General features: G+C 73.0%; 23 protein-coding genes. 7 read left to right on the top strand and 16 right to left on the bottom strand.

Annotated elements, in window-relative coordinates; translation table 11 throughout:
- The first annotated feature begins 139 nt into the window (after nucleotides 1-139).
- Nucleotides 140-1666 carry a glycoside hydrolase family 10 protein gene (locus NE235_RS24370; protein WP_252806848.1) on the top strand — a complete coding sequence of 509 codons (1527 nt, stop codon included), beginning with the start codon at nucleotides 140-142 and terminating at the stop codon, nucleotides 1664-1666.
- Nucleotides 1667-1772: 106 nt separating this feature from the next.
- Here NE235_RS24370 and NE235_RS24365 read toward each other — a convergent pair whose 3' ends face one another.
- The 12 genes from NE235_RS24365 to NE235_RS24310 all read right to left on the bottom strand — a co-directional run bounded on the left by NE235_RS24365 (nucleotide 1773) and on the right by NE235_RS24310 (nucleotide 14332).
- A complete protein-coding gene (locus NE235_RS24365) occupies nucleotides 1773-2723 on the bottom strand; it encodes an electron transfer flavoprotein subunit alpha/FixB family protein (protein ID WP_252806846.1) in 951 nt (316 codons plus the stop codon).
- A gap of 11 nt (nucleotides 2724-2734) precedes the next feature.
- Entirely contained in the window at nucleotides 2735-3514 is a 780-nt protein-coding gene (locus NE235_RS24360; protein ID WP_252806844.1) for an electron transfer flavoprotein subunit beta/FixA family protein, read from the bottom strand.
- Nucleotides 3515-3714: 200 nt separating this feature from the next.
- Nucleotides 3715-5247 (bottom strand): serine/threonine-protein kinase, encoded by a 1533-nt coding sequence (locus NE235_RS24355; protein ID WP_252806842.1) that lies wholly within the window; start codon nucleotides 5245-5247, stop codon nucleotides 3715-3717.
- Nucleotides 5248-5310: 63 nt separating this feature from the next.
- A complete protein-coding gene (locus NE235_RS24350; RefSeq protein ID WP_252806840.1) occupies nucleotides 5311-5973 on the bottom strand; it encodes a hypothetical protein in 663 nt (220 codons plus the stop codon).
- A gap of 156 nt (nucleotides 5974-6129) precedes the next feature.
- Complete coding sequence (locus NE235_RS24345; protein ID WP_252806838.1) at nucleotides 6130-7872, bottom strand: serine/threonine-protein kinase; 1743 nt, start codon at nucleotides 7870-7872, stop codon at nucleotides 6130-6132.
- Between the two features lie 37 nt (nucleotides 7873-7909).
- A complete protein-coding gene (locus tag NE235_RS24340) occupies nucleotides 7910-9565 on the bottom strand; it encodes a serine/threonine-protein kinase (protein ID WP_252806836.1) in 1656 nt (551 codons plus the stop codon).
- Between the two features lie 56 nt (nucleotides 9566-9621).
- Complete coding sequence (locus tag NE235_RS24335; RefSeq protein ID WP_252806834.1) at nucleotides 9622-10431, bottom strand: serine/threonine-protein kinase; 810 nt, start codon at nucleotides 10429-10431, stop codon at nucleotides 9622-9624.
- Nucleotides 10432-10474: 43 nt separating this feature from the next.
- Complete coding sequence (locus tag NE235_RS24330) at nucleotides 10475-11317, bottom strand: M55 family metallopeptidase (protein ID WP_252806832.1); 843 nt, start codon at nucleotides 11315-11317, stop codon at nucleotides 10475-10477.
- 55 nt (nucleotides 11318-11372) lie between these two features.
- Complete coding sequence (locus tag NE235_RS24325; RefSeq protein WP_252806830.1) at nucleotides 11373-11765, bottom strand: hypothetical protein; 393 nt, start codon at nucleotides 11763-11765, stop codon at nucleotides 11373-11375.
- A 13-nt stretch (nucleotides 11766-11778) separates the two neighbouring features.
- A complete protein-coding gene (locus NE235_RS24320) occupies nucleotides 11779-12594 on the bottom strand; it encodes a heavy metal-binding domain-containing protein (RefSeq protein ID WP_252806828.1) in 816 nt (271 codons plus the stop codon).
- Entirely contained in the window at nucleotides 12595-13470 is an 876-nt protein-coding gene (locus NE235_RS24315) for a heavy metal-binding domain-containing protein (RefSeq protein WP_252806826.1), read from the bottom strand.
- An 82-nt stretch (nucleotides 13471-13552) separates the two neighbouring features.
- Entirely contained in the window at nucleotides 13553-14332 is a 780-nt protein-coding gene (locus NE235_RS24310) for an enoyl-CoA hydratase/isomerase family protein (protein WP_252806824.1), read from the bottom strand.
- 111 nt (nucleotides 14333-14443) lie between these two features.
- Here NE235_RS24310 and NE235_RS24305 point away from each other — a divergent pair, with 111 nt between their 5' ends.
- Together NE235_RS24305 and NE235_RS24300 are read left to right on the top strand one after the other, a co-directional pair.
- Complete coding sequence (locus NE235_RS24305) at nucleotides 14444-17443, top strand: DEAD/DEAH box helicase (RefSeq protein WP_252806822.1); 3000 nt, start codon at nucleotides 14444-14446, stop codon at nucleotides 17441-17443.
- Entirely contained in the window at nucleotides 17443-18246 is an 804-nt protein-coding gene (locus tag NE235_RS24300; RefSeq protein WP_252806820.1) for an SWIM zinc finger family protein, read from the top strand. The genes NE235_RS24305 and NE235_RS24300 overlap by 1 nt, the downstream gene beginning before the upstream one ends.
- Nucleotides 18247-18389: 143 nt before the next feature.
- Here NE235_RS24300 and NE235_RS24295 read toward each other — a convergent pair whose 3' ends face one another.
- Both NE235_RS24295 and NE235_RS24290 read right to left on the bottom strand, forming a co-directional pair.
- Nucleotides 18390-18566, bottom strand: a complete 177-nt coding sequence (locus NE235_RS24295; protein WP_252806819.1) for a hypothetical protein — start codon at nucleotides 18564-18566, stop codon at nucleotides 18390-18392.
- Nucleotides 18563-18844, bottom strand: a complete 282-nt coding sequence (locus NE235_RS24290; protein ID WP_252806817.1) for a hypothetical protein — start codon at nucleotides 18842-18844, stop codon at nucleotides 18563-18565. Before NE235_RS24290 ends, NE235_RS24295 begins: the two co-directional genes overlap by 4 nt.
- Nucleotides 18845-18967: 123 nt before the next feature.
- On the opposite strand from NE235_RS24290, the gene NE235_RS24285 reads away from it, so the two are divergent.
- Both NE235_RS24285 and NE235_RS38765 read left to right on the top strand, forming a co-directional pair.
- A complete protein-coding gene (locus NE235_RS24285) occupies nucleotides 18968-19768 on the top strand; it encodes a helix-turn-helix domain-containing protein (protein WP_252806815.1) in 801 nt (266 codons plus the stop codon).
- Complete coding sequence (locus NE235_RS38765) at nucleotides 19759-19872, top strand: DUF397 domain-containing protein (RefSeq protein WP_406567631.1); 114 nt, start codon at nucleotides 19759-19761, stop codon at nucleotides 19870-19872. The genes NE235_RS24285 and NE235_RS38765 overlap by 10 nt, the downstream gene beginning before the upstream one ends.
- Here the strand turns inward: NE235_RS38765 and NE235_RS24280 are convergent.
- A complete protein-coding gene (locus tag NE235_RS24280; RefSeq protein ID WP_252806813.1) occupies nucleotides 19859-20866 on the bottom strand; it encodes a hypothetical protein in 1008 nt (335 codons plus the stop codon). The two genes, NE235_RS38765 and NE235_RS24280, sit on opposite strands and share 14 nt — an antisense overlap.
- Before the next feature lie 167 nt (nucleotides 20867-21033).
- Here NE235_RS24280 and NE235_RS24275 point away from each other — a divergent pair, with 167 nt between their 5' ends.
- Both NE235_RS24275 and NE235_RS24270 read left to right on the top strand, forming a co-directional pair.
- Nucleotides 21034-22188 carry a serine hydrolase domain-containing protein gene (locus tag NE235_RS24275; RefSeq protein ID WP_252806811.1) on the top strand — a complete coding sequence of 385 codons (1155 nt, stop codon included), beginning with the start codon at nucleotides 21034-21036 and terminating at the stop codon, nucleotides 22186-22188.
- A complete protein-coding gene (locus NE235_RS24270; RefSeq protein WP_252806809.1) occupies nucleotides 22188-23753 on the top strand; it encodes an alpha/beta fold hydrolase in 1566 nt (521 codons plus the stop codon). The genes NE235_RS24275 and NE235_RS24270 overlap by 1 nt, the downstream gene beginning before the upstream one ends.
- Before the next feature lie 52 nt (nucleotides 23754-23805).
- Here the strand turns inward: NE235_RS24270 and glgP are convergent, their stop codons facing one another.
- Entirely contained in the window at nucleotides 23806-26403 is a 2598-nt protein-coding gene (gene glgP / locus NE235_RS24265; RefSeq protein WP_252806807.1) for an alpha-glucan family phosphorylase, read from the bottom strand.
- Nucleotides 26404-26593 lie beyond the last annotated feature (190 nt).

Below are 26593 nucleotides of genomic sequence, written 5' to 3'. Positions count from 1 at the left end.
CGGCCCGGCAGCCCGGCGGCCCGGCGCGGCAGGGGCGCCCGCCGATGAGGAACGGCGGGCCGCCACGACGGAGCGGTGAATGATTTACATCATCTAGGCGATGATCGTAAGTTCTCTTCAAGACCCTGAGGAGAGCCTCGTGATCGTTCGCCGCGTCCTGTCTCTCGCCACCGCCGCCCTGCTCGGCGCCGCCCTCGCCGCCGGGCCGCTCACCACCCCCGCCGGCGCCCGTACCACGCCCTGCGCCGCCCCGGCCACCGCCGGCCGGCAGCTGCGGGGCGTGTGGATCGCCTCCGTCACCAACCTCGACTGGCCGTCCGCCCCCGGACTGCCCGCCGCCCGGCAGCAGGCGGAGTACGTCCGCCTGCTGGACAACGCGGTGGCCCGCCATCTGAACGCGGTGTTCGTGCAGGTGCGGCCGACCGCCGACGCGTTCTGGCCCTCGCCGTACGAACCGTGGTCGCAGTACCTCACCGGTACCCAGGGCAGGGACCCGGGGTACGACCCGCTCGCCTTCCTCGTACGGGAGGCGCACGCGCGCGGCCTGGAGTTCCACGCGTGGATGAACCCCTACCGGGTGGCGATGAAGGCCGATCCGGGCCTGCTCTCCCCCGGCCACCCCGCCCGGCGCCACCCGGACTGGGTCCACCCGTACGCGGGCAAGCTCTACTACGACCCCGGCATCCCCGACGTCCGCCACTTCGCCGAACGGGCGATGCTCGACGCCGTGCGCCGCTACGACATCGACGGCGTCCACTTCGACGACTACTTCTATCCCTACCCCAGCGGCACCGCGGACTTCCCCGACGACGCCACGTACGCCAGGTACGGCTCCGGGTTCGCGGACAAGGCGTCCTGGCGGCGCCACAACATCGACCTGCTCGTACGGGAGATGGACCGCCGGATCCACGCGCTGAAGCCGTGGGTGAAGTTCGGGATCAGCCCGTTCGGCATCTGGCGCAACAAGAGCTCCGACCCCCGGGGCTCGGACACGAACGGCCTGGAGTCCTACACCGCGATCTCGGCCGACACCCGCGGCTGGGTGAGGAAGCGGTGGATCGACTACCTCGCGCCGCAGATCTACTGGTACATCGGCTTCACGGTGGCCGACTACGCGAAACTCGTCCCCTGGTGGGCCCGCCAGGTCGACGGCACCGGCGTGCAGCTCTACATCGGCCAGGCCGACTACCGGGAGGGCGCCGCCGGGCAGGCCGCGCCCTGGCAGGACCCGGCCGAGCTGTCCCGGCACCTCACGTTCGACCGGGCGTACCCCCAGGTCGCCGGGGACATCCACTTCAGCGCCAAGGACATGAACGCCGACCGGCTCGGCGCGGTGAGCCGGATGGTCGCCGACCACTACGCCCGCCCGGCGCTGGGGCCGCTCATGCCACGGCTCGGCGGCCACGCTCCGCACCGGCCGCGGCCAGCGATCGAGGGCTCCGCGATCACCTGGCGCCCGGCCCGCGGGGCCGCGCGATACGCCGTCTACCGGTTCGACGGCCCGGCCACCGGGTGCGCCCCCGACGAGGCCCACCGGATCGCCGTGACCGGCGGTACGTCCTTCACCGACGGCGCCGCCGAGCCGGGCAGGGCGTACGTCTACGTCGTCACCGCCCTCGACCGCCTCTGGCACGAGAGCGAGGGGACGCCCACCAGGCTCCGGTGACACGACACCGCCGACGCGGGAAAGGGTGCTCCGCCCGTCATCGCTCGCTCCCCGGACACGGCGACGCCCCGGCGGTGATTCCGCCGGGGCGTCGCCGTGCGCGAGGTCACTTGCGCTTGGTGATCTCCTCGGTCAGCTGTGGGGCGACCTGGAACAGGTCACCCACGATGCCGTAGTCGACCAGCTCGAAGATCGGCGCGTCCGGGTCCTTGTTGATCGCGACGATCGTCTTGGAGGTCTGCATGCCCGCTCGGTGCTGGATGGCGCCGGAGATGCCGACCGCGATGTACAGCTGCGGCGACACCGTCTTGCCGGTCTGGCCCACCTGGAAGGAATGGGGGTACCAGCCGGCGTCGGTCGCGGCGCGCGAGGCGCCGACGGCCGCGCCGAGCGAGTCGGCCAGCTCCTCGATGAGCTTGAAGTTGTCGGCGCCGCCGACACCCCGGCCGCCGGAGACGACGATCGCGGCCTCGGTCAGCTCGGGGCGCTCGCCCTTCTCCTGGACGACCTTCTCGACGACCTTGGCGGCCTTGGCCGCGTCGGACAGCGTCACCGACACCTGCTCCTCGGCCGGCGTCGACGGCGCGGCCTCGGCGGCGGTGGAGTTCGGGCGCACCGCGATGATCGGCGTGCCCGTCGCCACCTTGGCGTGCGTGACGATCGCGCCACCGAAGATGGAGTGCTCGCCGACGAAGCCGTCGGCGACGTCGACGACGTCGGTGAGCACGCCGGACCCGGTCTTGACCGCGAGCCGCCCCGCGATCTCCTTACCCTCGCCCGTCGCGGCGACGAGGACCGCCGCCGGGGACTTCTCGGCGACGAGCTGCGCCAGCAGCTCGGCCTTCGGCGCGACGACGTAGGAGGTCAGCTCCTCGTCGGCGGCGACGTAGACCTTGGCCGCGCCGTACTCGGCGAGCTTGTCCTTGGCGCCCTCGTAGCCCGGGCCGACCCATACCGCCGCGGCGTCACCGTGCCGGCGCGCGAGTGTCAGCAGCTCGAAGGTGACCTTCTTGACCTCCCCGTCGACATGGTCGACGAGGACGAGAATCTCCGGCATTTCCCCGCCTCTCAGATGAACTTCTTGGACGCGAGGAACTCGGCGACCTTCACGCCGCCGTCGCCCTCGTCCTTGACGATCTGGCCCTTCTCGCGCGGCGGCGCGTCCGCGAAGTCGACGACCTCGGTCGAGGCCCCGGCGAGCCCGACCTTGGCGGCGTCGATCTCGGCGTCGGCGACGGCGAGCTTCTCGACCGGCTTCTTCTTCGCCGCCATGATCCCCTTGAAGGAGGGGTAGCGCGGCTCGTTGATCTTCTCGACGACGCTGACGACGGCCGGCAGGCTCGCCTCGACGCGGTCGAAGCCGTAGTCGGTGAGCCGCTGTGCCTTGAGCGAGGACCCGTCGATCTCGACCTTGTTGGCCAGCGTCACCTGGGGTACGCCGAGCCGCTCGGACAGCATTGCGGCCAGCATGCCCGTCCGGGCGTCGGTCGACTCCGAGCCGAGGAGGACGATGTCGAAGCCGATCTTCTTGAGCACCTGCGCGAGCGCGTACGAGGTCGACAGCGCGTCCGAACCGTGCAGCGCCTCGTCCGAGAGGTGAACGGCCTTGTCCGCGCCCATGGCCAGGGCCTTGCGGATCGACTCCGAGGCCTTCTCCGGGCCCATGGTGAGGACGGTCACCTCACCGCCGTGGGCCTCCTTGATGGTCAAGGCCTCCTCGACGGCGTACTCGTCGAGTTCGTTGATGACGCCGTCGGCCGCCTCGCGGTCGAGGGTCTTGTCGTCGGACCGCAGCTTCCGTTCGGTCGCCGTGTCGGGAACCTGCTTCACGCAGACGACGATGTTCATATGGTGTCCGCCCTCCCTGCACACTTCATCTACGCGCTCCTCCGGCACGACGGGCGCCGTCCTCGCGGGCGACGCGGGCTGACGCGTTGGACGCCCCAAGCCTGCCAAACACCCGAAAGTGGTTCGGCCCCGGGGCGTCTCCTCGCGTCGCACCCGATGTTACCCACGGGTAGCGACTGCGCAAAGTCCGTCTACCCGCTTCAGGGTGCGGTAACCGGCCACCACGCCGGGAACGGGATCCCGACGACCGCCAGCGCCAGCGCTCCGGCGGCCAGGACCGCCAGGACCAGCCGGGCCGGACGGCGCTCCCGGCCATAACGCGCGCGGACGACCGCCGCCACCACCATGAGCACTCCGAGGGGCAGCGCGAGGGCCCGCTCACGCGGCACGACCGACCACCAGGTGATCCCCAGCACCGCGCCGTACCCGACCACCATCGCGACGACGAGCGCCACCAGCCGGACCACCGTCTGCGCCGGAACCGTGACGGAGGCGGCGAGGACCGACCCCAGGCGGGCCAGCCGGCCGGCCCGGGACGCCGCCCGGCGGCGGGCGCGCGCCACCGCGTCCCACGCGTAGCCGGCGGCGCACGCCGACAGGATCGTCGCGACGGCCAGGACCGGCAGGGCGTAGCAGGCCGCCGGCACGGCGAGCGCCGCCGTCCCGCGCAGCAGGCGCATCGGCAGGCCGCGGCGCCGCTCACCGGCGCCCGCCTCGTCCCCCGGCGGCGCGTCCTCAGGACCCACGGCACCGCCCGCCGCCGGACCGGCCGGCTCATCCCCGGGCGCGGCGGGAGCGTCCAACGCCGCCGGGGCCTCCGGGGCCGGCACCGCGTCTCCGGCCGTCAGAGCATCCCGGCCCGGCGAAGCGTCCCGCGCGGAGCGAGCGTCCGGAGGAGCGGCGACCGCACGGGGCCGGCGCGGTACCGCGGCCGGCCGCGGGCGGTTCCGTACGGCGAGCGCCTCCAGGAGGTCACCGGTCCCGGGGCGCACCTCCGGGTCGATCGCCAGCGCGGCCTCGAGCATCTCCCGCAGGTCGCCCGAGATGCCGCGAAGGTCGTGCCGTCCCCGCAGCACGCGGGAGAAGATCGCCTGCGCGGGCCCTGGCCCGTACGGCGCGCGGCCGGTGGCCGCGAACGCGACCGTCCCCGCCCAGGAGAAGACGTCGGCGGCCGGCCCGGCCCGCTCCCCGTCGAGGACCTCCGGCGCCAGATAGCCGGGCGTGCCGATCGCCGTGCCCGTGCGCGTCAGCCGGGTCGCGTCGAGCACGTGCGCGAGGCCGAAGTCGATGACGACCGGGTCGCGGTCGACGAGGATCACGTTGGCCGGTTTGAGGTCACGGTGCACGACCCCGGCCGCATGGATCACGTGCAGCGCCCGCGCCAGCCCGCGCGCCACCGCCGGCAGCGCCCCGCCCCGGAGCGGGCCCTCGCGGCGTACCCGCAGGTCGAGGGAGCGACCCTGGATGTATCGCGTGACGACGTACGGACGACGCCCGGTGAAGTCCGCGTCGACCACCTCGGCGACGTACGGGCTGCGGACCCGGCGCATCGTCGCGACCTCACGCTCGAGGCGGCGGCGGGCGAGCGGGTCGCGGGCGACGGCGGGGTGCAGGATCTTGACGGCGACCGTGCCGCCGTCCGGGGCCAGCGCGAGGTGCACCTCGCCCATGCCGCCGACACCGATCTCCTCCAGGAGCCGGTAGGGGCCGAGACTCTCACGCAGGGACGTCATGGGGGGTTCCGCGGTCGACGGGCTACCGCATGATCGTAAATGTTCGGCCCGGCCGGCCCCCGGTCACGACACGCGCTGCTGGATCGAGTCCTGGAACCGGGAGAGCTCCTGGGCGATGGAGTTCTCCAGCTCGTACATCGGGGCGAAGGTCGGCCGGAGCACGATCGCGGCGGCCAGGACGGCGAGGGTCACCACGCACAGGATCGCTCCGATGACCGCGATCCGGCGCGGGCCGTACGCGAGCACGGTGAAGACCTGGACGAGGTGCCGGCGCGGCGCCCGGACGCCCGGCGCGGCCAGCAGGACGTACGCCGCGGCCCCGGCACCCCAGGCGGCCGCGACGAGCGGGGCGACCTGGACGTCGACGGCCGCCGCGGCCATGATCGCCATCGGCACGGCGACGGCGAACACGGCGGCGTACGGCACGGTGAGCAGCGTCCCGGCGGCACCCCGGATGAGGTCCAGCGGCGCGGTCAGCGGGCCGACCGTCAGCCGCAACGGTGTGGCGGCGTGCCGCCGCGCGTGAAGCTCCCCGGCCCGCAGGTAGGACGCGCCCGCCAGCGCCAGCAGGAGCCCGAAGAACGGCGTGATGACGGCGACCCCGAACACGCTGGCGACGACGAGGTACGTGAAGAGCCGTGACCAGCCCTCGACGACGGCGTCGACGGTCTCCTCGGCCGCCAGCGGCGGGTCGGAGATCGCGCCGGATGTCTCATCCCACGTCATCGGTGCGCGGCGCGTGCTCCGGCCGACGGGCCGGAGGGGAACGCCGTTCCCTCCTCGGAAAGTCGCTGGGGTCCCGCATCGGGCGGACGTGAAGGCGGTGCCACACTACCGCGCCGCGAAGGTGCATCCGGCGCGACGCGGCCGACGCGCCGCGCGTCACTGGTGCAGGAGCCTGGCGATCGTGTCCGTGAGATCGACGATGGTCCCGGCCCGGTCGCCGATGGGCCACCACCGCGGGCGCAGCAGCAACCCGGCCGCGCCCACCAGCGCGGTGATCCCGGCGAGGCACAGGCCCACCGACGCGGTCCGCAGCCGGCTCTGGGCGGCCGCCGACAGCAGCCGGACCGACTGGCGGCGCGGCCCCATGACCCCGGGTCCGGCGAGCGTCACCCACGCGAACGCCGCCGCGCTCCACCGGATGACGGCGTCCGGCCAGTACACGGCGCGCGAGACGGTCCAGAGGAGCAGCGCCAAGGCGGTCACCCCCGCCGCCACCGCCGCGTAGAGCAGGGCGGGCACCAGCGCTCCGGTCGACCGGCCCAGCGCCCGCGGCACGCGGAAGGGCACCAGGATCAGGTCCTGGACGCCGCGCACCGGCACCCGGCGGGATCGGACGGCGGAGTCCCCCGCCCGCAGGTACCAGGCGGCCACCACCACGAGGGGCGGGCCGACGACGGGGGCCACGGCACAGGCCGCCACGGCCGTGACGATCGCCAGGTAGGCGAGCAGCTTGTACCAGCCGAGCGCCACGCGCGGCGCGGCGCTCGGCGGGACCGTCCCCGGAGCCGGGCTCGCCGGGGGCCGGGGACCGCCCGCCGCCGCGGCACCGGAAGGCCCGGAGCCCGGCGACGCCCCGGAGGGATCGGAGGACGCAGGGCGCGGCGGCGCACCGGCGGCGCCGGAGGACCCGGAGTCCGGCGGCGCACCGGAGGGATCGGAGGGGCCGGGGCCCGGCGGCGCACCCGCGGGGTCAGAGGACCCGGAGTCCGGCGGCGCGCCGAGGGGGCCGGCGGGCCGGGAGCCCGGCGGCGACCCGGTGGGGCCGGCCGCGTCGACGGCGGGGCTGAGCGCCGTCGCGGCGATGGACGGCGGGGCGCCGAGATCGAGCGCGCGGACCCGGGCCGCGAGCTCCGCAGCCGGCGGCCGGGCCTCCGGTTCGCGGGCGAGGGCCGTGCGCAGCAGCGGCACGAGGGAGGGCGGCACGCCGTCCAGATCGGGGTTTCCGGACAGGATGCGGGCGAGTACCGCCTCCAACGATCCGCCGCCGTACGGTGCGCGCCCGGTCGCGGCGTACGCGACGGTCGCCGCCCAGCCGTACACGTCGACGGCGGGGCCCGGCGCCTTGCCGTCGAACAGTTCCGGGCCGATGTAACCGGGCGTGCCGACGACCAGCCCGGTCCGGGTGAGCCGGGCGGCGTCCACCGCGTGGGCGATGCCGAAGTCGATGACGACCGGGGCCCCGTCGACCATCATGACGTTGTTCGGCTTGAGGTCCCGGTGGACGACGCCCGCCTCGTGGATGGCGGTCAGCGCCTCGGCCAGGCCGATCGCCACGCGCGCCAGCGGGCCGCCGGACAGCGGGCCGGCGGCGCGGACGACGCCGTCGAGCGGGTGGCCGTCGATGAAGCGGGTGACGATGTAGGGGCGTTCGGCGGCGACGTCGGCGTCGAGGACCTCGGCGACGTACGGGCTGCGTACCCGCCGCATCGTGTCGACCTCGCGGGCCAGCCGCCGCCGGAAGGTCGTGTCCTCGGCGTATTCGCCTCGTACGACCTTGAGGGCCACTTCGCGGCCGGCGTCGTCGACCGCCCGGTGGACGACGCCCATGCCGCCCTTCCCGAGGGTCGCGACGAGTCGGTAGGGGCCGACCTGGTCCACGGGGACGTCCTCCACTGGCATCGTTCGATCTTCGTCGGTCGGGGGCGCCCCGGGTCGGTCAGCCGCCGAGCAGGTCCCGGATGCCGGAGCGGAGGTGGGCGAGGTTCCGGGTGAACGAGCCGCCCGCGAACGGCCGCAGGTCCGGCGTCTGGCTGAGCGCGAACGACACGAGCAGGAAGACGACGAACCCGATGACCACCAGGGCGATGAGGGCCTGGTTCCGTCTCGGCAGCACGGCTCCCCAGAACCGCGCGAGCTGACGGCGCGCGGGCTCGCTGCCCGGCCCCAGGCACTGGACGATCACGAACGCCGCGGTGGCCAGCGCCACCGCGTGCGGGATCGTCAGCGCGGTCTTGGCGGCCAGCCCGATCAGCAGCACGACGACCGCGGCCATGATCGCCAACGGGCTGACCAGCAGCATGCCCAGCGCCGCGCGTACCGCCGTGAACGGCGACTTGGCGACGATCGCCACCAGGTCGCCCGAGCGCGGCCCGCGCCGGGTGCGCTTGGACGTGAGCTCCTGGTGGCCGCGGTCGGCGGTCCGCAGCACCAGCAGGACGGCGAGCACGATGATCAGCGCGATCGTGGGCGTCACCAGGGCCAGCCCGATCCCGGCGACGAGGAGCAGCAGGCTGAGGAAGCGGTAGACGCCGTACGGCTTCGGCTCGTCGGGACGCGGCGGCTTCGGCGGGCGCTGCGCGTATCCCGGCGAGCGCTCCTGCGGGGCGGCCTGTCGCCCCGTCGGGCCGTAGGCGGGAGGCGCGTACGCCTGCGGAGGCGGCGGGGGCGGCGCCGGCGGCAGCTGCCCGACGAAATCGCGCGGGCGCGCCGGGGCCGGGGCCGGCGGCGGGGCCGAGACGGCGGTGAGGCGCTTGGTCTGGGTCGACGGCGGGTCCAGCCGGGTGCTGTTGACGTCGATGCGCCGGGTCAGCTCGACGAGGCCGTGCGCGGTCGGCCGCTCGGCCGGGTTGCGGGCCATCGCCGCCCGGACGACCGGGAGCATCGCCTCGGGCACGCCGTCCAGGTCCGGCCGCCCCTCCATGATCTTGTAGAAGATCGACTCGAACGTGCCGCCGCCGAACGGCGCCCGTCCCGTCGCGGCGTACGCGATCGTGCCGGCCCAGGCGTGGACGTCCGCGGGCGCGCCGGCGTCCTCACCCTCGATGATCTCGGGGGCGAGGTAGCCGGGGGTGCCGATCACGAGCCCGGTCGCGGTCAGCCGCGTCGCGTCGACGCCCTGCGCGATGCCGAAGTCGATGACGACCGGCTCGCCGTTCTCCAGGAACATGACGTTGCCCGGCTTCAGGTCCCGGTGCACGATGCCGGCGTCGTGGATGGCGGCCAGCGCGGAGGCCAGCCCCGTCGCCAGCCGCTGCAGCGCGTCACCGCGCAGCGGGCCGTCGTCGCGGACCGCCTCCTCCAGGGTCCGGCCGGGGACGAACTGGGTGACGACGTAGGGCGGCTCGGCCGTCACGTCCGCGTCGACGATCTCCGCGACGTGCGGGCTGTGCACCCGCCGCATGGAGTCGACCTCACGGGCGAGCCGGCGCAGGGCCGTCTGGTCGGCGGCGACACCGGGCCGCAGGACCTTCACGGCGACCTTGCGGCCGTAGGGGTCGGTGGCCAGGTGCACGACCCCCATGCCGCCTTCTCCGATCTTCTCGATCAGGCGGTATCGGCCGATGCTCTCGCCGGACGTCTCGACCCCCTCCATAGATGCGTCACGATACCCGGGCATGTGTCCCCTCACGGCCTTCCCGGCCGAACCGGTCACCACGCGGGGACCGGCCGCCGCTCGGCCAGGCGGCCCGTCAGCCAGGCCGCGGCCGGGCGTTCGGCCGGGTCGCGGGACAGGGCACGGCGCAGCAGCGGCAGCAGCGGCTCGGGCACGCCGTCCAGGTCGGCGGCCCCGCGCAGCACCCGGAAGCAGATGCCGTGCAGCGACCCCGCCCCGAACGGCGGGCGGCCCGTCGCCGCGAACGCGACCGTCGCGGCCCACGAGAAGACATCGGACGCCTCGCCGCAGGGCCCGCCGTCGATCAGCTCGGGCGCGACGTAGCCCGGCGTGCCGGTCAGCACGCCCGGCTGGGTGACCTCCTCGGTCCCCGCCTCCCGCGCGATGCCGAAATCGATGATCTTAGGGATGCCGCCGAGCACCATGACGTTGCCGGGCTTGAGGTCCCGGTGCAGCACCCCGGCCCCGTGCACCGCCGCCAGGCCCCGCGCGAACCGCTCCGCGAAGCCGTACAGCGCCTCCTCCCACAGCGGCCCGTAGGTCGTCACCAGGTCGCGCAGCGGCACTCCGGGGACGAACTCGGTGACGAGATGGGGGCGGTCGCCGTCCAGGCAGGCGTCGAACACCTCGGCGACGTACGGGCTGCGCACCCGCGCCATCGTCCGGGCCTCACGCGCCAGGCGACGGCGCACGGCCGGGTCGTGCGCGAACTCCCGCCGCGGCTCCTTCACCGCGACCGTCCGCCCGAACGGGTCCGTGGCGCGGTACACCACGGACGTGGCCCCCTCGCCGACCCGCTCCAGCAGTTCGTACGAGCCCAGCGGCGCAACTCCCGTCGCGTTCATGCCCGGTTTGACGCGGAATCCGGTCCGGAGGTTCCGGATACCGTCAGCCGTAGTGCTGCCCGGTGCAGCCGACGCTGCCGCCGATCGAGGCCATGATGCCCAGCACCCCGACGATCTCGGCGTAGTCGTCGGTGGTGAACTCCACCGACCGGGGCCCGAGCCGCTTGATGCCCGGGATCATGGCGCACGACTCCGCCATCGCCGTGGACGCCCAGTCGATGCCCAGCGTGTACGGGGACGGCACCGTGTACGGGCGGCGGCGGTCCAGGTCCCGCAGGGCGCGGCCGGCCGCCTCCCGGATCAGGGTCTGCGCGCGGGCGGGCGGCAGGAGCTGCGCGGAGTACCGGTCGATGCCCTTCTTCACCGCCACCGTCTCGACGTCGCCGAGCACCTCGCGGGCCTCCGCGCACGCCGCCTCGTCGCCCGCCACGAGCGCGACCGGTACGCCCATCGACCCGGCCAGCGCGGCGATCAGCCGGATCTCCCCGCAGACCTCACCGTTCAGGTAGAGGTTCTGGATCTCATAGCCCATCCACGTGTGGTTGAGCACGCCGTGCGGCACGCCCGCGCGGGCGTGGTAGCCCACGAACATCGCCGCGTCGTGCGCGGTGTCGAGCCCCTGTCCCATGCGCAGCGGGCGGTACGGCCCGCGGATCAGCGTGCACCGCTCGTCGATGAGGTCGGCGCGGATGTTCTTCGTGCTGCCGTGCGCGTCCGTGACGACCACCTCATCGGCCCCGGCGTCGAACGCCCCGGCCACCGCGGCGTTCGCGTCCGCGGTCATCAGCTCGCAGCCGCGCTCGTAGCCGCGCCCGCCCGCCCGCATCTCATCCGGATCGGTGAGCCCGGACACGCCCTCCATGTCGACCGAGACGAACACCCGCACTGACGACTCCCTCCACGAGACGGCGCCTCGACCGTACCTCGCGGGCTCCGGCCGGTCAGCCGCCGGCGACCAGGCGGCGCAGCGCCTCGGCGGCGCGGGCGTCCGCCTCGGCCTGGGCCATGAGCTCCTCGGTCAGCGTGTGCACCCACACGTCGAGCGTCACTTGGTCGCGGGACAGCACGACGCCGCGCACCTCGTGGTGGATCTCCCCTACCGGACGGCCGCCGTGCCCGGCCGTCAGGGACAGCGTGCGCTCGCCGAGCCGGACGACGATCCGGTGGGGCCGCCCGTCGCGGCCGCGCAGCCGGTCCCCCAGGCTCCGCTCGTGCTCGACGGTCACGCAGCCGGGCGGCAGCGCGTCGGCGAGCGTGCCGGTCAGCACGCGGGCGTACGTCCCGAGGTCGGCGGTGTCACGGCGCAGCGCGGCGGCCACCATGTCGAAGTCCATGGCCATCAGTGAATCAGCGGTCCAGCCCGAGCACCATCTGCGGCTTGGCGATGACGTGATCGGCCCGCAGCGGCCGGACCGCCGTCCCGATCGCGAAGAACTCCATCGTGTGGCCGCCCCACTGGTGGTGGAACTGGTCGAGATAGACGCCGACGATCCCCTCTGCGTGCAGGGCCTGCGCCTCCGCCTGCATCCGGGTCATCGCCAGCTCCCGCGCGTCGTACAGCGCCTGGGTGAACTCCGGGATCTCGACGTTCTGCCCCAGGCTGCCGAGCACCGCACCGAGCCGGCGGTGCGCGACGTGGTACACGCACGTGCCCATCACCATGCCCAGCGGCGCGTACCCCGCCTGGATCAGCGTCCAGAAGTCCTGGCCGTTCAGGTCCGAGGTGAACGGCTGGTTCTTGTTGTTCCGCCAGTTCTGGGACGTGTCGTCGGCCTTGACCGCCGTGCCGATGGCGATGAACTCGGCGATGTCGCTGCCGAAGTCACGGAACTCCACGCGCAGCCGCACACCGACGATGCCGTCCGCGCCGAGCTGGTCCGCCTCGGCCTCCATGCGGGTCATCGCCAGCTCCCGCGCGTGGTACATCGCGCCGGAGAGCTGATCCAGCTCCATATTTTTGCTCCACCGGCCGACCTGGATGCCGACGTGGTAGATCGAGCTGCCCAGCACCAGCCCCAGCGGACGGAACCCGGCCTCCCGGACCAGCAGGAACTCGTTCACGGACAGGTCGCTGGTGAACAGCCCCCCGGGCGCGCCCGGGCGCAGCCCCGCGAGGCGGGTCATCGCGTCGGCGGGGACTCCCTGGGCGACAGGATCGGTCATCTACGTCAACCTCATGATCGTCAACGGGCGGATCGGGCGATGCGGGACACGGAACTCGGCGATCGCGGTGCCGAGGATCGTGGTCTCCACGATGTGGTCGTGCTGCTGACTGGAGGCGGAGCAGGGGCGCTCCTCGACGCGCAGGTCGATGTCGGAGACGACGACGCCGTCCGCGCCGGTACGCCTCGCGTCGGCGTGCAGGCGCGTCCGGGCGTCGTGCCGGGTGACCGCCAGCAGCTCGGTCCAGCCGTCGATCTCCTGTGCGGGCGCGAACCTGCGGGCCGACCGGTTCGTCCGCCAGTCGTCGTGACGGATGCCGACGGAGGCGCCGATCGCGAGGTCGACCGGCACCCAGCCGGTCTCGATCAGCTTCGCGAACTCCTGCCCGCCGACATGGGACAGGAAGACCCGGCCCGGCCGGACCGGCCCGGCGGCGCGCACGGCCGTGCCGATCGCCTGGAACTCCAGATGGTGCGCCGCCCCCTGAAACGGCGCGATCGTCAGGTCGACGGCCACGACGCCGTCGCCGCCCAGGGCGGCGCACTCGGCCGCCATCCGGTCCATGGCTGTGCGCCGCGCACGGTAGAGCGTGTCGATGTAGGCGCCGAAGCCGCCCTTCCACGCAGGCCCGCTCGACGTAACCGTCGTCGTGGCCCCGCCGCCGAAGAAGGCGGGCACGTACCCGCAGTTCGCCGAGGACCGGTAGAACAGCCCCAGGTTGTAGACCGTGCTGCCCATCACCTGGCCGACCGGCTCGAACCCGACGGACCGCAGCGCCGCGAACTCCTCCACGCTCAGGCCGGAGGTCCAGGTGCCGCCCTGCCGGGCCTGACCGAGCCGCGCCTGTGCCACGGGCGGCAGCGCTTCGTTCGGCACCCCGTCCCCTCTCCCCTGGCGTCCGGCCGGACACTCCGACCTGGTCCTGTGACGTCCGGCGCGGACGCCGGGTTCCCTCCGGTCAGCGGCCGGTGAACCGCGCCTTGCCGGGGCCCTCCTCGACGAAGCTGCGCATGCCGTTCTTCTGGTCCTCGGTGGCGAACAGGCCGGCGAAGTGCAGCCGCTCGATCTCCAGACCGGTGGCCAGGTCGGTCTCCAGGCCCGCGTCGATGGCCTCCTTCGCGGCGCGCAGCGCGACCGCCGGACCGCCCGCGTACCGCGCGACCAGCTCCGTCGCGGCGGCGTACACCTGGTCGTCCGGCACGACCCGGTCGACCAGCCCGATCGCCAGGGCCTCCTCGGCGCCGACGTGCCGCCCCGTGAAGATCAGGTCCTTGGCACGGGACGGGCCGATCAGCCGGGGCAGCCGCTGGGTGCCGCCGGCGCCGGGGATGACGCCGAGCTGGATCTCCGGCTGGCCGACCTTCGCCGACTCCCCGGCCACGCGGAAGTCGGCGCACAGCGCGAGCTCCAGGCCACCGCCGAGGGCGTACCCGGTGATCGCGGCGACGACCGGCTTACCGATCCGCGCGACCGCGTTCAGCGCCTCCTGCAGGGCCCGGGCGTGCCCGGTCGCCCGCGCGTACGGCAGCTCGGCCATCTCCTTGATGTCCGCCCCGGCCACGAACACCCGCTCACCGCCGTACAGCACGACCGCCCGGACGTCCGGATCGGCGTCCACGGCCCGCGCCGCCTCGCCCAGCTCGGCGACGACCTGGGTGTTCAGGGCGTTCACCTTCGGCCGGTCCAGCCGGATGGTGGCGACGGCCTCAGCCACCTCCACGCGTACGAACTCCCCCATGGGGCACCTCCCTCATCGACTGCGCTGCGTCGCGAGCGTAACGAACGGTGGTGTCGGCCCCGTTTGATAGCTTCACCTGGTCCGCAGCGCCGTCACGGGGGGCAGGCGATCATGCTCATCGCGCACGCCACCTGGCATGGTGGCGCGCTCTGCCTGTGGGCGGAGGACTCCGCCCTCCCGGCCACCACGCGCATCCGCGTCTCCCCGAAGCCGCACCCTTTCGCCGCCCCCGACTTCGAGGGCACGTCCTACGCCGCCGTGACGCGCGGCGCCCCGAGGATCGAGCCGACCCTGGTCCTCCCCGGTTCCGCCACCGGGCCGTTCCCCTCCCCCGAGCTGGCGCGCGAGCCGACCTCCGAGCGGCCCGAGCCGCGCCCCTGGCGGGTCCCGGCGCTCGTGCTGGACCCCCTCGCCGCGATGACGCTGCTGCACCTGGCCACCGACGCCGAGGACGTCGTACGCGGCGCGGACCTGCGGTTCTTCTCGCACGTCGCCGACGAGGCCGTCCACCTCGCCGCCCGGGGCCGCGTCCTGCCCGCCCTCGTGCGCGAGGACGGTGATCTCACGGCCCGGTGGCGTCCGGTGATCACCGGCGACGACGCCGCGCGGTTCCGCGAGCTGGCCGCCGCCATGCCGCCCGCCTGCCGCGCCGCCGATGAGGACCGTCCCGCGTCCGACGTGCTGCTGGACGCGCTGTCCGGCCTGGTCGACGCGGCCGTCCGCGGCGTCGTCCCGCACCCGCTGCTGCCCGAGCGGGCGGGGCGGGTCCCCGACCGGCTGCCGCTCGCCGAACGCTGGGCGGCCGCGCTCACCGGCCCCGACCCGGGTGTGTCCCGCGAGCCGGGCGACGACCCGGACGCGCTCGCCGCCGAGCTGGACGCCTGGGCCGCCGCGGCCCGCCGCTCGACCGGCCCGCTCCGCGTCTGCTTCCGCCTCGTCGAGCCGCCGGCGCCCGAGGGGGAGGTCGCCGTGCAGGGGCCGTGGACGGTCGAGTTCGCCGTGCAGGGCACCGACGACCCCAGCCTGTACGTCCCGGCCGCCGCCCTCTGGACGGGCGAGGTCACCTCCGTGCCGAACGCCGAGGAGACCCTCCTCACCGGCCTGGGCCGGGCGCTGCGCCTCTACCCGGACCTCGCCCAGGCCCTGCGGGTGGCCACCCCCACCAGCGTCACGACCGACGCCGAGGGCGCGTTCCGGTTCCTCCGCGAGGCCGCGCCACTGCTGGCCGCCGCCGGATTCGGCGTCCAGCTGCCGCAGTGGGCGGGCCGGACCCGGCTGGGCATGAAGCTCACCACCCGCGCCAAGACCGCGACCGACGGATCCGGCGCCGCCACCTCCTCCGGCTTCGGCCTCGACAGCATGGTCGACTTCCGCTGGGACCTGGCCATCGAGGGCGAGGACATCACCGAGGAGGAGCTGGCCGAGCTGGCCCGGCTCAAGGCCCCGCTCGTACGGCTGCGCGGGAAGTGGGTCGAGCTCGACGAGAAGCAGCTCGCCTCCGCCCTCGACTTCCTCCAGCAGCGCCGCACCGGCGAGATGACCGCCGCGCAGGCCGTCCGCGCCGCTATCCACGCGGGCGACGACGCGCTGCCGCTGCTCCAGGTCGACGCCGACGGCCCCCTCGGTGACCTGTTCTCCGGCGAGGCCGACCGCCGCCTGGAGCCGATCGCGACCCCGGACGACTTCGAGGGCACTCTCCGCCCCTACCAGGAACGCGGCCTCGCCTGGCTGTCCTTCCTCGACCGCCTCGGCCTCGGCGCAATCCTCGCGGACGATATGGGACTCGGCAAAACCGCTCAGACACTTGCTCTGCTCGCAAATCGGACAAAAACCGGGCCGACGTTGTTGATCGGGCCGATGTCGCTGATCGGGAACTGGCAGCGGGAGGCGGCGCGGTTCACGCCGAAGCTGCGGATCTACGTGCACCACGGCAGCGGGCGGCAGCGCGGCGAGGACCTCGTCAAGGCGGCGGCCGAGGCCGATCTGGTGCTGACGACGTACGGCACGGCCGCGCGGGACCACGAGGCGCTGGCCGCGATCGGGTGGGATCGCGTCGTCTGCGACGAGGCGCAGGCGCTGAAGAACAGCGGCACCCGGCAAGCGCGGGCCGTCCGGAGCATCCCGGCGCGCAGCAGGCTCGCGCTCACCGGCACGCCGGTGGAGAACCACCTGACCGAGCTGTGGTCGATCATGGAGTTCGCCAACCCCGGCGTGCTCGGGCCGCGCCAGTACTTCCGCGAGCGGTTCGCGGTGCCGATCGAGGCGCACGGCGACGAGGAGGCCGCCGCCGCACTGCACCGGGCGACGGGCCCGTTCATCCTGCGCCGTCTGAAGACCGACAAGACGATCATCTCCGACCTGCCGGACAAGCAGGAGATCAAGGTCTGGTGCAACCTGACGCAGGAGCAGGCGTCGCTGTACCAGGCGACCGTCGAGGACATGCTCGACCAGATCAGCAACAGCGAGGGCATGGAGCGGCGCGGCCTCGTGCTGGCGACCATGGCCAAGCTCAAACAGGTCTGCAACCACCCGGCCCACCTGCTCAAGGACGGCTCACGCCTGCACGGCCGCTCCGGCAAGCTCGAACGCCTGGAGGAGATCTGCGCCGAGGTCGTCGAGCAGGGCGAGAAGGCGCTCGTGTTCACCCAGTACGCCGAGTTCGGCGCGATGCTGCGGCCGCACCTGGAGACCACGCTGGACCGCCCGGTCCTGTGGCTGCACGGCGGCGTCACCAAGAGGCAGCGTGACGAGCTGATCCGCCGGTTCCAGGAGGACTCCGACCCGGCGATCTTCCTGCTGTCGCTGAAGGCGGCCGGCACCGGACTCAACCTCACCGCCGCCAACCACGTCGTCCACGTGGACCGCTGGTGGAACCCCGCCGTCGAGGATCAGGCGACCGACCGCGCGTTCCGCATCGGGCAGACCAAGAACGTCCAAGTCCGCAAGTTCATCTGCGTCGGCACGATCGAGGAGCGCGTAGACGAGATGATCGAGCGCAAGAAGTCCCTGGCCGAGCGCATCGTCGGCACCGGCGAGGGCTGGCTCACCGAGCTGTCCGTCGCCGACCTGCGCGAGATCATGCGGCTCGACCCCGAGGCGGTGAGCGACTGATGCCGATGTACGGCAAGGCCCGGCCCGTCGAGGGCGGCCTGAAGGCGAAGTCGGGCGGGCGCGGCTCGATCGGCGAGCAGTGGTGGTCCCGCCGCTTCATCGACGTCCTGGAGTCCTTCGCCGACCGTAGCCGGCTCACCCGGGGCCGCACGTACGCCCGCAAGGGCCAGGTGATGCAGCTGCGGATCGACGCGTACGAGGTGACCGCGCTCGTCCAGGGCTCCGATCCCGAGCCGTACGAGGTGTCGATCGGCATCGACCCGATCCAGGACACGGTCTGGGAGTCGATCGAGCAGGCCCTGGCCTCCCAGGCGGTGTTCCGGGCCCGGTTGCTGGCCGGGGAGATGCCGCCGGAGATCGAGGATGTCTTCGCCATCTTCGGCGTCTCGCTGTTCCCCCGGGCGTCGACGGACATGCACCTGATGTGCAGCTGCCCCGACTGGGGCGACCCCTGTAAGCACACCGCCGCCGTGCTCTATCTCCTCGCCGAGGCGTTCGACGACGACCCGTTCCTCATCCTCGCCTGGCACGGCCGCACGAAGGACGACCTCCTCGCCGGCCTGCGCCGCCTCGAACCCGCCGAGGTCGACCCACTGACCATCGATGAGACACCGCTGGCGGAGCGGATGGAGGACTTCTGGGCACCCGCCGTCGTCCGCGACCGCCCGCCCGCTCCCCCGGTCCCGCCCGGCCTGCTGCTCCGCCTCCTCGACCCACCGAAGGTCAAGGTCCGCCGCAAGAACCTCGCCGACGTCCTCAAGCCCGCCTACGAGGCCCTCCCCAGCCTCGACCAGCCGGAATAGGACTCGAACACCATTCCTAGCGAACGCCGTCATGACCGGCCGCCCAGGGGGGCCAGCAAATTCTGAGGGCGTCTACTGAGGCGGGAAGTTTCCCGGCTCAGTAGACGCCCTCAGAACAGCGAGCCCTACCCGCAGACGGCGACTCATCCCGATTCGTGGCGATGCTGCCCGAATTGCTCCAGGAACCGCTGCGCCGATTCCGGATATCTCCGGATCAGAGTCTTGAGCTGCTGCAGTTCGGCGACCTGCGAAACACCGTAGAACCGTAGCGCGTCCAAGGCCGCGTAGAACTCGTCGATCACGCGTTGCAGGCCGTTCATCGTCCGCCTTCCCCCGGCCTGACGACGTGCGCGATGCGCCGTACGGCGAGGTCGATGCGGGCGGCCGGGCAGATCGGCTCGCCCCAGCTCCACCACCACATCAGCCGCTCGTCGGTGTCCGGATGACACCGGATGGTCTCGGCAAGGCGCGAATGCACGCCCGCGTTGACGTGGACCCGGGTCGGGCTGATGACCGTCGCGGCGAGACCCGCCTTTCCGCATTCTTCGGCCAGTCGCGTCACGAGTGTGTACACGTCCCCTTGGTCCTTGACCGCCATGGAACATTCCTTCCGTCGATTCCTCGAACAGAATGCCGCCCGCCCGTTGTCCATGGAACACTCAAAGGCAGCACAACGACCTGTACGGGAACGCATCCGCTTGTACGGAGGTGTGCGGCAGAAATGACCGGTAACCACCTGACACCGCGTGCCTTCGTCGCCAAAGAGCTGCGTCGGGCACGCGAGCAGAAAGGGATGACCCAGGCGGCCCTCGCAAAAGCGATCTACGCGTCCGACTCGCTGGTCGCGGCGTGGGAGTCGGGCCGGCGCATTCCCAAGCCCAAGTACGTTCCTCCGCTCATCGAGGTGCTCGGGATCGACGCGATCCTCGCCCGGGTGATCACTGAACTCGTGACCGGTGACGCTCCAGAGTGGCTCGGGAGGCTGCTGGAGATCGAGACGCGGTCGTCTTCGCTGTCCACCTACCAGCCGCTCCTCGTGCCCGGGCTGCTGCAGACCGGCGACTACGCGCGGGAGGTCCTGCTGCGCTCCGGCAGGCACTATCCGGACGTCGACGAACTCGTCCAGGCGCGCCTGGACCGGCAGACGATCCTGACCGCGGACGACGCTCCCCTGCTGGTCGCGATCATGGACGAGTCGGTCCTCCGCAGGCCCGTCGGCGGCCCGGACGTGATGCGCGAGCAACTCGCCCATCTGCTCGCCGTCGCGGAATGCCCGGGCGTCGTCATCCAGATCGTTCCGAGCGGCGTGGGCGCCTATCCGGGCCTGGCGGGCGGCTTCCTCATCCTCGGCTTCGACGGCAGGGAGGCCGTCTACGTGGACGACGCCTTCAGCGGCGACATCATCGAGGCCGCCGCGGACGTCGCTACGATGAAGCGGGTCTGGGAGGCTTTGCGCGTCGAGGCGCTCCCGGGCAAGCAATCGGTCGACCTGCTGGCGGAAGTGGCGAAGCAATGGACCTGACCAGCGCAACCTGGCGGAAGTCATCCCACAGCGGGAACGGCGGTGACACGTGCGTCGAGGTGACGTCCCTCGACGAGGACACCGTTCGGCTTACTGCATGGTGAAACGGAGCGGGTGGTCGAAGGAGTCCGGACAGGTGAACACGTAGAGCGCGTAGCCGCGGCTGATGACGATCGCCGTGGGCATGTTCGGGTTTGCCAGGGACTCGAACTCGCCGGCGGGATGGTCCGGCTCCTCGACGGGCCGCCAGCTCCCGCCGTACGGGCTCTCCCACTCGCAGGTGTCGATGGTGAGCAGCGGCTTCATGTCCCGGCCGCACTCGCAGACCACCGGTTGGGGACCGGACAGGCTCCAGGAGGCGAAGCCGCCGACCTTCCATCCGAGAGCCAGTGATAGTTCGCCCCGGTAGTCGTGTCCGGTGGCCTCCTCCCAGTCTTCGATCCGCTTCCGCAGATCGTCGGGGAGCGACTCGACGTACTCGTACTCAGTGATCACTTCGGGGTGGAGCACACACGGCTCCGGCACGTAGTCGTCGTACTCCACGGTCGCCGGCTCCGGCTGGTCGGCCAGGACGGCGGTCACGTCGGAGGCGCGGCGCCAACGTAGGTGCACGGCGGGCAGACACAGATCGTCGTGCTCGTGCGGGCACCACAGGACCTGCAGCACGTCCATGCCCTCCGGGCAGGTCAGCCCGGGGACGTCACGGGCGTACAGCTGCGCCAGTGCCATCAACGGCATCGGATTGGCCTTCGCGTCGTCCTCGTCCGTCGGCGGAGCCTCGGCGCGCTTCAGGTCGGCCTGTTCCTGCTCGGCGAGCACCAGGGTCTCGCCTCGTCTGGTGCGGCCCCAGGCCCGCTCGAGGATGCGGCGCCCCAGCCGGACGCCGTCGGTCGTCACCATTCCGACGTGGAACCGCTCGCAGGCCGGCCACGGCTCGTCCGCCGGCCACAGCAGCGGCCCGCCCACCGAGCTGTCCCCGGGGCCGGGGGCTCCCGGCCGTGGATGCAGGCGCGTCGCCGTACGACGGTGGGCGGCCAGCTCCGGGAACACCGCCGCGATGTCGACGGGCCGGGGCGGTGTGGTCCGAGAGCGGGTCATCCGGACAACCTACCGACGACATGGCCCGGTTCGCCGAGGTTACCGGAGTGATCGCCGGCGCGTACTGGGCCTGGCCCCCGTTTCGGACGGGGCGCTGCCTCCAGTGATTCCGGCGACCCGGCGCGGTGTGCTGTCTCTCATGTGCCGGTGGATCACGGGGAGGGCGCGTGAGATGGCGTAGGGGAATCGTCACCGAGCCGGTGGCCGCGAGCCTCATGTTGGCCGGCCTCATGGCCGGGCCCGCCGCCGCCTCCGATGGCGGAACGGCCGGCTGCGGCGCGGGGCTGCAGGTGCGGCGGGAGCTCGACGCGCTGACGCACGAGTTCGGGATGGCGGGGGCGGCGGCGGAGGGCGGCGGCCCGGCCTGTGGCCGCTGGAGCGCCGCGAGCGGGCTGGCGGACGTCCGTACCGGCCGCGCGATGCGGGCGGACGAGCGGATTCGGATCGGCAGCACCACGAAGACGTTCACGGCGGCCGTGGTGCTCCAGCTCGTGGCGGAGCGTCGGATCGCGCTCGACGCGCCCGTGGACCGGTATCTGCCCGGCCTCATCGACCGGAACGGCTACGACGGGAAGAAGATCACCGTACGGGGGCTGCTCCGGCACACCAGCGGGCTCCCCGACCACGTCGACGCGCTCGACTGGGACCACCTGGAGCGCCGGCGGTTCCGGCACTTCGAGCCGCGGGAGCTGGTCGCGCTGGCGCTGGGGGAACCGCGTCCCGCGCGGCGATGGACCTACTCGACGACCAACTACGTCGTCGCCGGGCTCATCGTCGAGAAGGTCACCGGGCAGCCGATCGGCCGGGAGATCACCCGGCGGATCATCGCGCCGCTGGGCCTGCGGGACACGTACTGGCCGGGTGACGGCGTGCGGATCCGCGGCCCGCATCCGCGGGGTTACCAGCAGGTGGGCGATCGGAGGGCCGACTTCAGCGACCTGAACATGTCGTACGGGGGTGCGGGAGGAGCGCTGGTCTCCAGTCTCCGGGATCAGGGCCGGTTCTTCGCCGCCCTGGTCGGCGGGCGGCTGCTGCCCCGTGCGGAGCTCGCCGAGATGCGCCGGACGGTGGCCGCCGATCCGGATCGGCTCTGGCCCGGCGCGCGGTACGGCCTCGGGCTGATCTCGACGCCTCTGCGGTGCGGCGGTCCGGCCTGGGGGCACGGCGGCACGGTCCCCGGTTACGACACCGCCGGTGGGACGACCTCCGACGGCCGGTGGGTGCAGGTGGTGGTGAACCAGAACATCGACTCGGAGGAGTCGTTCCGGACCCTGCACGACGCCGTCGAGACCGCCCTGTGCGCCGAATCCACGAACCCCTGATGAGGACGAACATGATCACGATGAGCGGAGCGCGCATCGCCGGGCTCGCCGGTGGCCTGGCCGTCGCCGCCATGGCGCTGATCGTTCCGATCGCCGCCGGGGCCCGTACGGAGACCGCGGCGCCGGCGCCCGCCAGGCTCGCCCGGTACGAGCGGCAGGTGGTCCGGTGGACGGGCTGCCGGCTGGGGTCGTCCGATGATCTCGGTGGCGCGCTCGACGCGGCCGGGGCGCGGTGCGCGATGCTGACCGTGCCGCTGGACTACGCGGATCCGGGCGGCCGGACGATCACGGTGGCGATCTCCCGGCTCGCGGCGGCGGACCCGGCGCACCGGGACGGGGCGCTGCTGCTGAACGGCGGTGGCCCGGGTGGCGGCTCGATCGACCTGCCGCTCGACTTCCGCTCCCTGATGAAGGACGTGGGCGGGCGCTTCGACCTGATCGGGATGGATCCGCGGTCGAGCGGCCGCAGCACCCCGGTGGACTGCGGGTGGCCGACCGGCACCTGGACCCGCGCTCCGGGGCCGGACCGGCGCGGCTTCGAGCGGGTGGTCGCCCTGGAGCGGGACCTGGCGGACCGGTGCGCGCGGCGGCACGCGGACCTGCTCCCGTACGTCAGCACGCGGAACACCGCGCGGGACATCGACGTCGTCCGGGCCGCTCTCGGGGAGCGGACGATCTCGTACTACGGCGCGTCGTACGGGACCTACCTCGGTGCGGTGTACGCCCAGATGTTCCCCGGCCACGTCGGCCGGATGGTCCTCGACAGTGCCACCGATCCGCGTCGCTACGGCGCCGAGACGATGCTGGCGGACGCCGCGCCCGCGAACGAGGCCGCGCTGCGGGACTGGGCCGCGTGGACGGCGCGCCGCGACGGGACCTATCACCTCGGTGGCACCCGGCGGGCCGTGCTGGCGACGGTGACGCGGATCATCCGGGCGGCGGCGCGCCGCCCGCTGCCCGTCGGCGATCGCCGGGTCGACTCGCAGATAGTGCCGTTCGTGCTGTTCAACGGCCTCGACGACGACAGGGACGAGGCCGCCGCGAGCCTCGCCGCCGACGTCCGTGTCCTCGCCGACGCCGCGGCGGGCCGGATGGTACGGCCGACGCCGAACCTCCAGGACACGCTGGACTTCGTCCTGACCGGGGCCGAGTCCGCGTACGGCGGTTCGCAGGCGGCCGTGCTGTGCGGGGACCGCGCGGTCGACCGCGACCCGGAGCACTACTGGCGGCGGATCCAGGCGGTGCGCCGGGAGCAGCCCGTGCTGGGGCCGTTCGTGACGGACATCAGCCCCTGCGCGTTCTGGCCGTTCCGACCGCGTGAGCGGCCGACCCGCGTGCACAATGCCGTGCCGGCGCTGATCGTCGCCTCCACCGGCGACACCCGCACGATCTACCCGCACGCGCAGGGCCTGCACCGGCTGCTGACCCGGTCCCGGCTGCTCACACTGCGCGGAGCGCGCATCCACGCCGTCTATCCGCGCTACGACGACGCCTGCGTCAACGACCGGGTCAACGCGTACCTGGCCGGCGGCCGGCTGCCCGCGACCGACGTGACCTGCGCCTGAGACACGCGAACGTCCCCGGACCCGTCAGCGGGTCCGGGGACGTCCAGGGTGGTCAGCGCAGGTCGCCGTTGGTCATGCCGATCGGGGCCGGCGGCAGGGCGATCAGGCCCGTCTCCGCACGGGAGGCCAGCAGGTCGTGCCGGGGCACGACGCGGACGCTGTAGCCGAACGGCCCGGTCCGGTCCAGCGGGACCTCGCCGGTGAAGCGGAACCGGCTCTCGCCGAGGTCCTCGGCCTCGCTCAGCTCCAGGTACGACGGCTGCACCAGGGCGTCATGGTCGTCGACCCGGCCGTACGCCACCTCGACGGCGACGTCGTCCGGCCGCAGCTCACCGAGCTGGACCGTGGCCCGTACGGTCAGGCGCGTGCCCAGGTGCGGGGTCTTGCCCGCCTCGGTGGACTCGACGTGCTCGACCGACACGGCCGGCCACGCCTTGGCGACCCGGTGCCGCCAGGTGGCGAGCGCCTTGGCGCCGGCGTTGCCGTCGGCGGACAGGCGGCGGGCCGAGGCGGCCGCTGGGGCGTACAGCTCCTGGACGTAGTCGCGGAGCATGCGCCCGGCGAGGACCTTCGGGCCGAGGGAGGCCAGCGTGTGCTTGACCATCTCCAGCCAGCGGCGCGGCGTCCCGCCCTCGCCCGCGCGGTCGTAGAACAGGGCGGTGACGTGGTCCTCGATCAGCTCGTAGAGGGCCTGTGCCTCGATGTCGTCGCGGCGGTCCGGGTCGTCGGCGCGGTCGGCGGACGGGATCGCCCAGCCGTTGTTGCCGTCGAACCACTCGTCCCACCAGCCGTCGCGGATGGAGAGGTTCAGGCCGCCGTTGAGGGCGACCTTCATGCCGGACGTGCCGCAGGCCTCCAGCGGGCGCAGCGGGTTGTTCATCCAGACGTCGCAGCCCTGGACGAGCGACTGGCCGAGGGCCATGTCGTAGTCGGGCAGGAAGACGATCCGGTGCCGCACGGCGGGGTCGTCGCTGAACCGGACGATGTCCTGGATCAGCCGCTTGCCGCCCTCGTCGGCCGGGTGCGCCTTGCCGGCGATGATGATCTGCACCGGCCGCTCGGGGTCGAGCAGGATCGACTTGAGCCGCTCCGGGTCGCGCAGCATCAGGGTGAGCCGCTTGTACGACGGGACGCGGCGCGCGAAGCCGATCGTCAGGACGTCCGGGTCGAGCGCATCGTCGATCCAGGTCAGTTCGGCCTCGCTGGCGCCGCGCTGGCGCCAGGACTCGCGCAGCCGCCGCCGGGCGTCCTCGACGAGGCGGGCGCGCAGGGTCCGGCGGATGCGCCAGATCTCGGCCGCGGGGACCTTCTCGACGCCCTCCCAGCCGCGGCCGAGCTCGACGATGTCGGGCAGCTCGCGCCGGGCCAGGTCGATGATCTCGGGCGCGACCCACGTCGAGCCGTGGACGCCGTTGGTGATCGAGCCGATCGGGACCTCGTCGGTGTCGAACCCGGGCCACAGGCCGCCGAACATCTCGCGGCTGACGTGGCCGTGCAGTTCGGAGACGCCGTTGACGCGCTGCGCCAGGCGCATGCCCATGACCGCCATGTTGAAGACGGCGGGGTCGCCCTCTTCGTAGGACTCGGCGCCGAGCGCGAGGATGCGGTCGGCGGGGAGGCTGCCCTCCTCGTTGGAGCCGCCGAAGTAGCGCTCGATCAGCTCGCGCGGGAACCGGTCGATGCCGGCCGGGACGGGGGTGTGGGTCGTGAAGACCGTGCCCGCCCGGGTGGCCTCCAGGGCCTCGTCGAAGGTCAGGCCCTGCTCGATGTACTCGCGGATGCGCTCGAGGCCGAGGAAGCCGGCGTGGCCTTCGTTGGTGTGGAAGACCTCGGGGGCGGCGTTGCCGGTGATGCGGGAGTAGGCGCGGATGGCGCGGACGCCGCCGATGCCGAGCAGCATCTCCTGGAGCAGGCGGTGGTCGGTGCCGCCGCCGTACAGGCGGTCGGTGACGTCCCGGGCCACCGGGTCGTTCTCCTCGACGTCGGAGTCGAGGAGGAGCAACGGCACGCGGCCGACCTTCGCGATCCAGATCTGGGCGCTGAGGGTGCGTCCCTCGGGGAGGCCGACGCCGACCCGTGCCGGCGTGCCGTCGGCCTCGCGCAGGAGCGTCAGCGGGAGCCCGGCCGGGTCGATCGGGGGGTAGCGCTCCTGCTGCCAGCCGTCCGGCGAGAGGGACTGGGAGAAGTAACCATGGCGGTACAGCAATCCGACCCCGACGATCGGCACACCCAGATCGCTGGCGGTCTTCAAGTGGTCACCGGCGAGAATGCCCAGGCCACCGGAGTACTGCGGCAGCGCCGCGGCGATGCCGTACTCCGGGGAGAAGTAGGCGATCGCCGTGGGGGCGTCGGTGAGTCTCTGGTACCAGCGCGGGGCGGTGACGTACTCGCGGAGGTCGTCGACGGCGTCGCCGAGCGCGCGCAGGAAACGCCGGTCACCGGTGAGAGCGGACAGCCGCTCGGGCGAGACCTCGCCGAGCAGGCGCACCGGGTCGTGCCGGGTCGCCTCCCACAGGTCCGGATCGACCGATTCGAAGAGCTCGAGCGTCTCCGGATGCCATGACCAGCGCAGGTTGAGAACGAGTTCCTCGAGCGGCTGCAGCGGCTCGGGCAGGACGGAGCGGACGGTGAATCTGCGGATCGCCTTCACGTGCGGCGACACTAATCGGTCGGGACCGGTGCTCGCGACCGAAACTCGCCCGGCGGGCCACATCTTGGCCTCGACTTGGCACCGGGCACCCCGTCGGCCGAGCCCGAAATACGAGGTAGCTCCCTGAGTGCGAGGATGGAGACGATAGACCGGCGAGGGCACCCCTGACCTCTTCGATCCGAGGCATACC

The sequence above is a fragment of the Actinoallomurus spadix genome (assembly GCF_024055725.1).
Lineage (GTDB): Bacteria > Actinomycetota > Actinomycetes > Streptosporangiales > Streptosporangiaceae > Actinoallomurus > Actinoallomurus spadix.
The sequence above is the reverse complement of the archived record's forward strand: the minus strand, read 5'-3'. Positions and strand labels throughout refer to the sequence as shown.